This is a genomic window from Microbacterium sp., from assembly GCF_031178525.1.
Classification (GTDB): domain Bacteria; phylum Actinomycetota; class Actinomycetes; order Actinomycetales; family Microbacteriaceae; genus Microbacterium.
The window spans coordinates 1-11,427 of sequence record NZ_JAPSJA010000069.1; the positions used below are offsets into that span (position 1 = coordinate 1).

Annotated in this window: 12 protein-coding genes; 2 read left to right on the top strand and 10 right to left on the bottom strand. The window is 73.1% G+C overall.

Features of this window, described 5'->3' with window-relative positions; all coding sequences use genetic code 11:
- Together RIF89_RS06505 and RIF89_RS06510 are read left to right on the top strand one after the other, a co-directional pair.
- Nucleotides 1-1,207 (top strand): rhamnulokinase family protein (locus RIF89_RS06505; RefSeq protein WP_309068323.1); only part of this gene is annotated, 1,207 nt, incomplete at its 5' end.
- A gap of 37 nt (nt 1,208-1,244) precedes the next feature.
- Nucleotides 1,245-2,144, top strand: coding sequence for a hypothetical protein (locus tag RIF89_RS06510; RefSeq protein WP_309068324.1), 900 nt, complete (start codon nt 1,245-1,247; stop codon nt 2,142-2,144).
- A gap of 22 nt (nt 2,145-2,166) precedes the next feature.
- Here the strand turns inward: RIF89_RS06510 and RIF89_RS06515 are convergent, their stop codons facing one another.
- From RIF89_RS06515 to RIF89_RS06560, 10 genes are all read right to left on the bottom strand, one after another.
- Complete coding sequence (locus RIF89_RS06515) at nt 2,167-3,039, bottom strand: glycoside hydrolase family 43 protein (RefSeq protein ID WP_309068325.1); 873 nt, start codon at nt 3,037-3,039, stop codon at nt 2,167-2,169.
- Between the two features lie 13 nt (nt 3,040-3,052).
- Nucleotides 3,053-4,093, bottom strand: coding sequence for a M24 family metallopeptidase (locus tag RIF89_RS06520; protein ID WP_309068326.1), 1,041 nt, complete (start codon nt 4,091-4,093; stop codon nt 3,053-3,055).
- On the bottom strand, nt 4,090-5,373 hold the full coding sequence (locus tag RIF89_RS06525; RefSeq protein WP_309068327.1) for an MFS transporter: 1,284 nt from the start codon (nt 5,371-5,373) through the stop codon (nt 4,090-4,092). Before RIF89_RS06525 ends, RIF89_RS06520 begins: the two co-directional genes overlap by 4 nt.
- A gap of 84 nt (nt 5,374-5,457) precedes the next feature.
- Complete coding sequence (locus tag RIF89_RS06530) at nt 5,458-6,414, bottom strand: NYN domain-containing protein (protein WP_309068328.1); 957 nt, start codon at nt 6,412-6,414, stop codon at nt 5,458-5,460.
- Between the two features lie 41 nt (nt 6,415-6,455).
- On the bottom strand, nt 6,456-7,457 hold the full coding sequence (locus RIF89_RS06535) for a Gfo/Idh/MocA family oxidoreductase (RefSeq protein WP_309068329.1): 1,002 nt from the start codon (nt 7,455-7,457) through the stop codon (nt 6,456-6,458).
- 43 nt (nt 7,458-7,500) lie between these two features.
- Entirely contained in the window at nt 7,501-8,280 is a 780-nt protein-coding gene (locus tag RIF89_RS06540; RefSeq protein ID WP_309068330.1) for a helix-hairpin-helix domain-containing protein, read from the bottom strand.
- Nucleotide 8,281: 1 nt separating this feature from the next.
- Nucleotides 8,282-8,761 (bottom strand): hypothetical protein, encoded by a 480-nt coding sequence (locus RIF89_RS06545; RefSeq protein WP_309068331.1) that lies wholly within the window; start codon nt 8,759-8,761, stop codon nt 8,282-8,284.
- Nucleotides 8,758-9,513, bottom strand: coding sequence for a 4Fe-4S single cluster domain-containing protein (locus RIF89_RS06550; RefSeq protein WP_309068332.1), 756 nt, complete (start codon nt 9,511-9,513; stop codon nt 8,758-8,760). The genes RIF89_RS06545 and RIF89_RS06550 overlap by 4 nt, the downstream gene beginning before the upstream one ends.
- Complete coding sequence (locus RIF89_RS06555) at nt 9,510-9,731, bottom strand: DUF2997 domain-containing protein (protein WP_309068333.1); 222 nt, start codon at nt 9,729-9,731, stop codon at nt 9,510-9,512. The genes RIF89_RS06550 and RIF89_RS06555 overlap by 4 nt, the downstream gene beginning before the upstream one ends.
- Before the next feature lie 13 nt (nt 9,732-9,744).
- Nucleotides 9,745-11,364, bottom strand: a complete 1,620-nt coding sequence (locus RIF89_RS06560) for an AAA family ATPase (RefSeq protein WP_309068334.1) — start codon at nt 11,362-11,364, stop codon at nt 9,745-9,747.
- Nucleotides 11,365-11,427 lie beyond the last annotated feature (63 nt).

Genomic DNA, 11,427 nt, shown 5'->3' on the forward strand with positions numbered 1-11,427 from the left:
GCCCGTGCTGGCGTCGATCGGCGTGGACTCGTGGGCGGTCGACTACGCGCTGCTGCGGGGAGAGCGGATGCTCGGCGTGCCCTTCCACTACCGTGACGACCGCACGGCCGCGGGCGTGGAGGCCGTGCACGCCGTGGCGCCGTTCGAGGAGCTGTACGGCCGCAACGGCCTGCAGTTCCTGCCGTTCAACACGCTGTATCAGTTCGCTGCGGAGGGCGACGCGCTGGGGCTCGCCGACGGCATGCTGCTGATCCCGGATCTCGTGGGATGGCTGCTCACGGGCGCGCGCGTGGCGGAGCGCACGAACGCGTCCACCACGGGCCTGCTGGATGTCACGACCCGCGAGTGGGACCGCGAGCTGGCCGAGCGGATCGGCGTGCCCGGATCGATCCTGCCGGGACTCGTGGATCCGGGCGCCACGCTCGGCGGGCTGCTGCCTCACGTGTCGTCCGAGCTCGGCGGACAGGCGCCGGTCGTCGCCGTGGGTTCGCACGACACCGCGTCGGCCGTCGTCGCCGTGCCCATGCGCGCCGACCGCGCCGCCTACATCTCGTGCGGCACCTGGGGTCTGGTCGGCGTGGAGACCGAGCGGCCCGTTCTCACCGACGCCGCGCGCGAGGCGAACTTCACGAACGAGGGCGGCGTGGACGGCCGGGTGCGCTTCCTTCACAACGTCATGGGGCTGTGGCTGCTGAGCGAGACCGTGCGCGCGTGGGAGGACGAGGCGGGCGAGCGGATCGATCTGCCCGCGCTGCTGGCCCAGGCCGCTGACGTGCCGGGCTCGGTCGGCGCCTTCGATGCGAACGATCCCGTGTTCCTGGCGCCGGGCGACATGCCGGCGCGGATCGCCGCATGGTTGCGGGGCCACGGCCGGCCCGTGCCGTCGTCGCGTGCCGAGTTCGCGCGATCCATCGTGGAGAGCCTCGCGCTGGCCTTCGCGGAGGCGGTGGCGACCGCCTCCGAACTGTCCGGCGTGCCGGTCGAGTCCATCCACGTGGTCGGCGGGGGAGCGCTCAACACGCTGCTGTGCCAGCGCCTCGCCGACCGGGCGGGACTGCCCGTGCTGGCAGGCCCCGTCGAGGCCACGGCGATCGGCAACCTGCTCGTGCAGGCGCGCACGGCCGGTCTCGTGCCGGGGGATCTCGAGACGCTGCGCGCTGCGGTGGCGGGCGCGTTCGAGCCCGTCCGCTACGTGCCCCGGGCGTGAGGCTCGCGGCGTCGCGGTCGCCGGATAGCGTGGAGCCATGCCCGTCTCGCTCCGTGCCTCGCTCTCCCGCCTCAACGACACCCGCAGCATCGAGCACGGCGTCGTCTGGACGGCGGCCAACGGCCTGATCATGCTGATCGACCCGCGCACGCTGTCGCCGCGCGGGCGGCTGCTGTACCGCGGGGCCATGGCGGCGCTCGGTGCGTGGACGGCGTGGGCGACCCTGCGCACCGACGCGGCGGACGAGATCGCCCCCGCCGCGCGCGGCGGCTACAGCGTCGGCGCCGCGGGCGCGCTGGTGGCGGCATCCGAGGTGACGGAGGGTCTCGACGCGCGCATCCACGAAGCGATCACCCGCCGGGGCGCCACGCGCCCGCGGGTCGTCATGGCTCTGGGCTCGGCCGTGCTCGCCGCGGCCACGTGGCTCGCCGGCCTGCGCCCGCCCGCGGCGGACCCCGACGGGATCGCCGGGGACGCCGAGGGGCAGGTCGGCACGATCGCCGTGCCGGACGACGTGCGCGCGCTCGCCGAGCTGCTTCTCGGTGCGACGGAGGGCTTCGGCGCCGAGGAGCTGCGCGCGCAGCTCGCCGCGGCCGAGGCCGTGCCCTACGAGGGTCCCGAGCCCGACGCGTTCTGGCCGGGCATCGGCTTCGAGGTGCCCGACGGGATGCCCGCGGCCGTCCCCGGAGACGCCAACTTCCCCGTGGTCGGGTCGTTCTCCGCACTCGACGGTCGCACGTTCGAGCTCTATCTGACCGTGCTCGGCGGGCGCTTGTCGACGCTGTCGATCAGCGAGGGCCGTGCGTGGACGGACGACCAGCAGGCCGAGTGGATGGACGAGGGCCGCGGCGTGCACGAGCTGCCGGGCTGGCCGGCTCCGGCAGACCTCGAGCTGCTGATCGAGACGCCGTCCGGGCTCGCGCCGGTCTCGGCCTGACGAGCGCGATCGGCGTCGCGGCTCACGCCAGCCGCAGACCGTCCGCGGTCTCCTCGAGGGGGAAGAAGCGCGCCCGCTCGTCCGGGGTCGCGTTCGGCGTGTGCAGCGTGAGATACAGCCGCCCGACAGCGTCGGCGAAGATCATGCCGTGGCCGCCGTCCGCAGGCCAGATGGGCTCTTCCGCCTGCACCCACGGGCCGGAGATCCGTCCCGAAGCCGATGTCGCCACGCCCATCGCGTAGCCCGTGTCGCCGAAGCTCGACCACAGCATGAGCAGGCGGCCGTCCGCCGTCCTGTGCATGGACGGCCCGTCGGTGACGTACACCTGCGGGAACTCCGGGCGCGGGATCGATCGCGCCCAGGGGGCCTCGGACGCGCGGAACAGCAGGATCGGGTCACCGACCGTCGCGCGCAGGTCGCCCGTCAGGCGGACCGCGTGCACCTCCCCGTCGCCCACGTCCTTCCATTCGTGGCAGAACACGAGGTACGGCGTGCCGTCCTCGACGTGGAGCGTGCCGTCGAGGCACTCCCAGTCCCTGGGGGTGAGCGGCCCGTCGGACCACGGCTCGTACGGGCCCTCGGGGCGTGCGGAGCGCAGCACCTGCGTTCCGCGCCGGAGGCCCTCCGCGGTGAACGTCGCGAACATGTAGAACGCGTCGCCGTGGCGGTGGACCTCGGGGGCCCAGTACTGGGTGTGCGACCAGAAGGCGGGCGTGGGCCGGAAGGCGGGCGTGGGGCCGTGCCAGTGGACGAGGTCGTCGCTCCAGTACGTGTCGAACCCGGTCGCCGGTCCCGACCAGATGTTCGCGTCCGTGCTGCCGAACAGGTGGTAGCGGGCGGTGTCCGCGTCGAACAGTACGAAGGGGTCGCGGATCTGGATGTCGTCGAGGCGCATGGGGTCTCCGGGGTCAGGACAGGTCGAGGTCGATCGGGCGTGCGAGGCCGCGCACGTCCACCGTTGGCCAGGCCGGGTCGACCGTGAGGACGTCGATGCGGTCGGCGTCCGCGATCACGGTGTCCTCGATCTTCGCGCCGGGCGCCCAGGGGTTCCAGGCGAAGGCCTGCCCGGCGCTCACGCGGCCCGCGACGCCGGGGGACACTTTCGGGTCGCGGCCCGCATAGCCCGCGGGGCCGCCCTGGTGATGTCGCAGCCAGCCGTCCTCGCCGAGGCCGTGGCGCGCGTAGCCGGCGCGGATGCCGTCCAGGATGTCCGCGAGCGCGGCTCCCGGACGGGTCACGGCGAACACGTCGGCCTCCACCTCCCGGACGGCTCGCTGCGCGTCCGGCTCGGCCTCCCCGAACGACACCCAGCGGCTGAGGCTCGCGTGCAGGCCGTGCCGACGGCCGGTGAGCACCGCCAGTGCGCGGCGGCCGATGGGCGCGTCCGTCGGGAGGGGATGCGGGACGCTCCCGCGCGCTGAGCCGGCCACGAGCAGCACAGCCGGCTCCGCGCCGGCGGCGATGACCGCGAAGGCGAGAGCCGCGGCGAGGTCGCGCTCGGTCGTCTCGGGGTGCGCCTCGCGCAGCACGGTGGTCATCGCCCGCGCCATGTCGCGGCCGAGCGCGGTGTAGCGCTCGCGCTCGACGGGCAGGAGCCGCGCGCGAGCGTCGCGCAGGTCGTCGGCGACGTCGGCGTCCGTCAGCACATCGGGCGAGCCGAGGTCGCCGAACCAGTCGACCGCGCGGATGCGCGCCCCGCCGATCTCCTCGGTCGCGAGGCGCTCGGCCTCGTTCGCGAGAGCCGTGACGACGATCTCGCCGTCGCGATGCACGGTCGCGGAGAACACCGGCGGGCCGCCGAGCGGCACGCCGGTGCGCGCCCCGTCCAGCAGCCACGCGAGGTTCTCGGGCTGCGTGAGCAGGATCCGGTCCGTCCCGCGGTCGTCGAGGATGCGCGCGATCCGCTCGAGCTTGCGCGGGCGGTCGGCAGTGGTCTGCGGGGGTGTCATGGCACGGGCTCCAGGGCGTCGTAGTGGCGGAAGGTGGGACGCAGGCGCGCGGCCAGCAGGGCGAGTGCCACGATCACGACCCCGCCCAGCAGGGGCGGCAGCCAGAGGATGCCGCCCGCGGCGAGCAGGCCGGCGTAGACATCGCCCGCCCGAGGACCCGCCGTCAGCACCAGGGTGTTGATGCCCTGCAGTCGGCCGCGCAGCGCGTCGGGTGTCGCGGACTGCATCATGGTCGTGCGGAAGATGCCCGCCACATTGTCGGCGGCGCCCACGAGCGCGAGCGCCGCGCACAGCGCGATGAGGGCGACCATGTCGGGCCGCACTTCCGAGGCCGGTGCGCCGGTCGCGTCGAAAGCGAGCAGGAGGCCGCCGAACACGGCGACGGCCGCACCCATCGCCACCGTGCCCGCGGTAGCCGCGGCCCCGTGGCGGCGCACGCCCCCGAGGCGTCCGGACAGCAGGCCGCTGAGGATCACTCCCACCGCGCCGGCCGCCGTCAGCAGCCCGACGACCGTCGCGTCCCCGCCCACGACGAGGGCGCCGACGGCCGGGAGGATGGCGTAGCTGCGTCCGAACAGGAAGGTCACGAGCTGCAGCCAGATGGCGGTGCGCAGGTTGCCCGCGCCGCGCAGGAAGCGGAACCCGGACGCGACGGCCGCCCACCCGGTCTCGGAGCGCTCCTCGGGCAGGATCGCCGGCAGGGACACGATGCCCCAGAAGCCGACGAGGAACAGCGCCACGTCGATCGAGTAGGTCCAGGCGAAGCCGACGGTCGCGACCAGGATGCCGGCCAGGGCCGGGCCGAGCGCGGCCTGCAGTCCGGCGCTCAGCCCGCTGAGCGCCGCGACGGCGGGCAGCTGCTCACGCGGCACGAGTCGGGGGTGGATCGCGAAGCGCGCCGCCCCCACGAGCGCTCCCATCGTCGAGGACAGCGTCGTGAACACGTAGTACGGCCACAGGTCCGTGACCTCCGCCCACGCCAGCGCCGCGATGCCGAGGGGCGCGACGAAGGAGATCGACGAGGCGACGATCAGCACGCGACGCCGGTCGAAGGCGTCGACGATCGCGCCGCCGATGACGCCCATCACGATCATCGGCGCGAGCGCCAGTCCGCCCACCAGAGCGACGGCGGCGGTCGAGCCGCTCAGCTCATAGACGTGGATGCCGATCGCGACCGCGGTGAGCTGCACGCCGATCCCGCCGACGACGCCGCTGATCCAGAAGCGGAGATAGGCAGGGGAGGTGCGGAACGGTCCGAGGTCGAGGAGGTACCGGCGCACGTCTTCACGCTAGCCGAGAAACCGCTTTCACGCATCGACCGTCCCGTTGAACGAGCGTGCCGAAGCGGGGGAGCAGGCGTGTGGTCAGTCCCTCAGCCGCACCAGGCGCTCGTGACCGCTCTCCTGCACCTCGGCGAGCTGCTCACGCGATTTCACGAAGTCGGTGAAGGAGCGGAAGCCGAGGGTCTTCTCGCTGAAGGAGGGGTCCATCCGGCGCATGTGCTGCTTGACCGCCGACGTGTGCAGCCACTCGGCGTCGTCGCCCTTGTCGCGCCCGAGGCGCAGGGCGCGCTCGAGCAGGCGGGAGGCCGCCGCGTGCAGATCCTCCGGCGGGATCTCGTCGAACGGCACCAGGGTGTCCTCGTCGGGCGGCGGGGTCTGCTTCGCGCGCGATGCGCGGCGGCTGCGCTGGCTCGCCGACGTCTCGGTCGTCTCGGCCTCGGCCGCCTTGCCGGGCGCCTTCGGCTTCTTGGGCACGGTGACGCCCGGCAGGGTGTCGTACGCCTCGAACTCGTCGCACGCCGCGGCGAGCGACTTGGCCGTGGATCCCGCGACTCCCAGGCCGATCACGTAGCGTCCCAGCCGCTTGCAGCGCTGTGCGAGCGGCACGTAGTCGGAGTCGCCCGCCACGATCACGACGTGCGTGAGGTCGGGCAGGCGGAACATGTCCTCCACGGCGTCGACCGCGAGCCGGATGTCGGCGCCGTTCTTGGCGTACGCGGCGGCGGGGAACAGCTGCACGAGATCGACCGCGCGTCCCACGAGCTGGGACCGGTAGATCGCGTTCACGGGCGACGACCAGTCGGCGTACGCGCGTGTCAGCACGAGCGTGCCGAACGACGCCGCGTAGTCGATGATCGCGCCCACGTCGATCGTCGCGAGCGCCAGCTTGGCGGCGATCTCCGGATCCGTCGGATCCTCGGCGATCTTCTGCCGGTCTTTGCTGTACGAGTTGCGACCGTGCACGCGGTCGTACCAGCTCATGACGATGTTGTCGAAGTCGAGATAGACCGCCACGCGGGCGTCGGAGGTTTCGGCCATTGTCCTTTTCCTGAGGGAGGGGTCGGTCGGACGAACGCGGATCAGCTCTCGCCGGGGTACTGCACGCCGATCTGCCGGCGGATCTCGTCGAGCGTGCCCATGATCGCGACCGACTCGTCGATCGGCAGGACATCGCCCTGCAGCAGGCCCTCGGCGACGAACCGCTCGGCCGCCAGCGCCTGGTACTGCATGCCGCGACCCTCGACGTGCGACTCGTACCGCTCGATGAGAGACCCGTCCGGCGCCGTGACGGTGAACGACGTGGGCGTGTACCAGACGCGGTCGATGTCGATCCGCGCCTGGGTGCCGACGACGTGGGCCGTGTTGGGTCCCGAGCCGCGCGAGGAGGAGACGGTCGTCGACACCGCGCCGGAACCGTGCGTCATGACCGTCGCGACTTCGGCGTCTGCGCCCGTGTCGCCCAGGCGCGCGACGGCCTTGATCGTCTCGGGCGCGCCGAGCACGTCCCACACGAACGAGATGGGATAGATCCCGAGATCGAGCAGCGCCCCACCACCCAGCGCGAGGGCGTTCAGGCGATGCGAGGGATCGTCCGTGATCCGCTGCGTGTGGTCGGCGAACACCGTGCGGACCTCGCCCAGCGTGCCGGCGTCGAGGATCTCCCGCACGCGCGCCATGTGCGGCAGATACCGCGTCCACATGGCCTCCATGACGAGCAGACCCCTGCGCGCCGCGAGGTCGCGTAGACCGGCCGCCTCCGCGCGGTTCACGGTGAACGACTTCTCGACGAGCGCGTGCTTCCCCGCCTCGAGCACCAGGCGCGCGTTCTCGGCGTGCATCGGGTGGGGCGTCGACACGTAGACGATGTCGACCTCCGGATCGGCCGCGAGATCCTCGTACGAGCCGTGCGCGCGCGGGATGTCGAACTCCGCCGCGAACGCGTCGGCCGACGCCTGCGAGCGGGATCCCACCGCGACCAGGTCGAGCCCGGCAGCGCGCAGGTCGGACGCGAACGCGTGCGCGATGCCGCCCGTGGCGAGGATGCCCCAGCGCAGCGTGGTCGAAGGCGAGTGGCCGGTCATGCTCCGAGCCTATGGCGTCGCGGCGACATCGACCGATCCGGATCTACAGATCCACGCGCCGGGCGAAGGTGCGCTTGGGCCGCGGCCTCGGCGAGCAGAAGGCGTGCGCGCGCAGCCGCACGGCCTCGTGCGGCTGCAGGCCTGCGGCGCGCGCGAAGTCGTCGAGCGACGCGAAACCGCCGCGGCGCTCCCGCTCCGCGAGCGCGACCGCGGCCGTGCGGCGATCCATCCCGGGAAGGCGCGCCAGCTCGCGCCGGGAGGCCGTGTTCACGTCGACCGTCGGCCGTGCCGGGGCGGGCGCGTCCGCGACGAGCGACGACCGCGCCGATGCCGCCTCGGATGCGAGACCGCGAGCCTCCTCGGGCACCGGATCGGGGCGCGGGCGCTCGCGCGCCGCGGGCTCGCGGCGGTGCCGAGTCGCCTGGGCATCGCGATCGCCGCGGCTCCGCCGGCCGGTCTGCACGCCGCGGCGTCCGCGCGTGCCGTTCGTCGTGCGGCCGGCTCCGAGCCCGCCGGCGGCGATGCGGCGCAGCACGCCGGGATAGACCACGAGGCCGTGCACGACGCACGCCGCCCATGCGAGTGTGCGCACGACGAGCGCGACCCCGTCGCCGGAGAACTCGTCCTCGATGACGATGGAGATGAACCCGAGCAGCGTGTACCCGATGCCGGGCCACCACAGCCGCGGATTCGCGCTCATCACGGCGGCGGCGCCGAAGCCGAGCCACGACCAGGCGGGCCCGCCGAACACGGGCACGAGCCACAGGCTCACGACGAGCAGGAACACCCATCCCGCTCGCTGCTGCGCTGCCGGCGTCGTCACGTCAGATCCGGTCCTTCACGGTCAGCGTCATGGTCACCGTGTCGCCCTCGCGGTGCTCGGACGCGAGCTCGAAGCCCGCGTCGCCCGCCCGTTCCCGGATCCGCTGCGCGACCGCCTGCTGCACGCGCGCGGCATAGGCCGCGTCGAGCTCGGCGAGCAGCCGCGTGCCGCGCTCGGTGAGCGCCGCGTCCGACAGGTCGCCCGTCAGGTGCGCCTGCCAGATGCCGTCCTCGTCCCGGGTCATCGCGAGCCGGATGTCGTCGACGATGGCGGTCACCTCGTCGGCGACCGCGATGTCGCTCGCGCCGATGTCGGACAGGGCCTGCTCGAGAAGCCCGCGATCCTTCAGCCGCGTGCGCATCGCGACGGCACGCTCGCCCCCGCGCGCCTCGATGGCATCGCCCGCGGCGGCGGCGCCGGCAGCCGAGAACACGCCTGCGGCCGCGAGCGCGAGGGGGATCAGGGAGATCGTGACGCTCATCCGATGAGCTCCGTTCGTCGGGCGGCCGCAGCCGCGGTGGATGAGGAGGCGGCGGCCACCACGGCGGGAGCGTCCGCCCGCACGCCGAGGTCGTCAAGCAGAGCCTCCAGCGCGGCGTCATCCGCCCAGCCGTTGACGTCGACCCGACCGTCGGCGCGGACCCGGATCTCGACTCGGTCGCGGGCTCCCGCACCTCGCGCGATCCGCTGGACCGCGTCGCGATAGGCGGGCGTGAGTGCACGCAGCCCCTGGTTGCGCGATCCGATCCACGGGCGGTCCGGATCGGGCTGGTCGCGCAGGTACGGACCGTCCGCGAGGAGATCGGTCGCCTCGAGGAGGCGGGCGATGTCCGCGCGCGCGGGCGCCCAGCCCGTCAGCTGAGCGTGCGTGTAGCCCGTGAAGGTCATGACCGTGAGCCCGGCCGCGCGGAACGCCTCCGCGACCGGCGCCGCGGCGGCGGCCTGGTCGAACGGCTCGCCGCCCAGCAGGGTGAGCCCCTCGGAGCCGGCCGAGACGGCCTCGGCCGCGAACGACGCCGCGACCTCGGCGACATCGTCCAGCCGCGCGCCGCGATGCGCCCACAGGTGCGGATTGAAGCAGCCGGGGCAGCGCACGTCGCAGCCCTGCAGCCACAGCGCCGCTCGGCGACCGGGGCCCTCGGCGTCCGAGGCCGGCACGAACCTCGACCAGCGCAGGCGCGCGCCGTCGCGTGAGACGGGCGGGTCCGCGCGCAGCACGGGAGCGGGCTTCACGCGCCCTGCCCGTCGCCGACACCGCGAGCCACGCCGGTCTCGTCCTCGGCGGACACGCGGTCGAAGTCGGCCGTGTAGGCCGATCCGCTCGTCGTCGCGCCGAGCAGGTCCTCGAGTGCGTCGAAGTAATCCAGGCACTCGGCGCCGTACATGCCGACCGTCTCGGCGTCGATCGTGCCGTCCGCGCGCACGCGGACGATCAGCTGCTTCTGCGTCATCCGGATCCCTCCCTCAGAAATCGACCGTCCGGCCACCGCGGCCGCTCGCGATCGGCACCGCGGCGGGGGCGGCGAGCTCGTCCGCCTGCTCGTCGCGCGTAAGGTCCTCGCTGGCCGTCGCGCGCACCGCACGGACGCTCGCCCACTCGCGGATGGCCTGCACGTCCTCGGACTGCGTGACGGACAGCGGGATCATGTTCTGGATCGCCAGCTCAAGGTCCGAGACGGTCGCCTCGCGCTGCGCCGCGAACGCCTCGTACAGGGCGGCGACCACCGCCTGCTCGATCTCGGCGCCCGAGTAGTTCTCGCTGGCGGCTGCGAGGCGGTCGATCGCGGCGCCGTCGGCGGCGATCGCCTCGAGGCCGTTGCGTGATCGCGCGCGCGAGGACAGCTGGATCCGCCAGATCACGCGGCGCTCGGTCAGGCTCGGCAGGTCGACGAAGAAGATCTCGTCGAAGCGCCCCTTGCGCAGGAACTCCGGCGGCAGCTGGTCGATGTTGTTCGCGGTCGCGACGACGAAGACGGGCCGCGTCTTCTCCTGCAGCCACGTCAGGAAGTAGCCGAACACGCGCGCGGAGGTGCCGGAGTCGGTCGAACCGGCGACGCCGGAGAAGCCCTTCTCGATCTCGTCGACCCACAGGATGCACGGAGAGACGGCCTCGGCCGTCGCGATCGCCGTGCGGAGGTTCTGCTCGCTCGAGCCGACGAGGCCCGAGAAGATCCGGCCCACGTCGAGCCGGAGCAGCGGCAGTCCCCACGATGCCGCGGTGGCCTTCGCCGTGAGCGACTTGCCGCAGCCGGGGACGCCCGTGATGAGGACGCCCTTGGGGGAGGGCAGGCCGAATTCGCGAGCCTTCGTGAGCCACGAGCCCTGCCTGCGCGAAAGCCAGCGCTTCAGGTTGCCGAGTCCTCCGACGTCGTCGAGATCCAGGCCCGGATCGAGGAAGTCGAGCAGCCCCGATTTGCTCACCGCCTGGCGCTTCTCGTCGTGCACGACCTCGACGTCCAGCGCCGTGAGCCGGCCGTCGTCGACCATCGCGCGCGCGAACGCGTTCTCCGCCTCGTGCATCGTGAGGCCGAGCGCCGCGTTCACGAGCCTTTCGCGCTCGTCCGGCGTCGCCTCGACCTTGACCTTGCGGTTCGTGTCGATCATGTCGTCGAGCAGTCCGCGCAACTCGTCGGCGGTCGGCAGCGGGAACTCCACGAGCGTCGTGAGCGTGTCGAGCTCGGGCGGGATGACGCGCACGGGCGAGGTCAGGATCAGCATGCGTGCGGCGTCGCCGTGCCGGAAGTCGACGGCCGTCTCGCGCGTCTTGCGGATGATCGCCGGATCGCCCGGGCGCCCCTCGCCGCCGAAGTGCAGGTGCAGATCGTGGAAGACGAACACTCCGGCGTCCGCCTGCTGTGCGGCGTGGTCGAGCGCCCGGACCGGACTCGTCGTGCCCTCCACCACGCCGTCCTTCGGGTGCACGAGCCCGGTCGCCGAGCTCCACGTCCACACGGGGCGGGCCGTGCGCTGCCGATCGGCCGCGTGTGCGAGTGCCTGCACCGCGCGCACCTCCTCGCTGGTCTCGAGGTACAGCAGCGGCAGCCGAGCCTTGAAGGCCTGGTCGAGCGTCGTCGCGAAGTCCATGTGCTCTCTCGTCGTGTGGGCGTGTGTCGTGTCGTGCGTGCCTCAGCCGGCCGGATCCGTCTG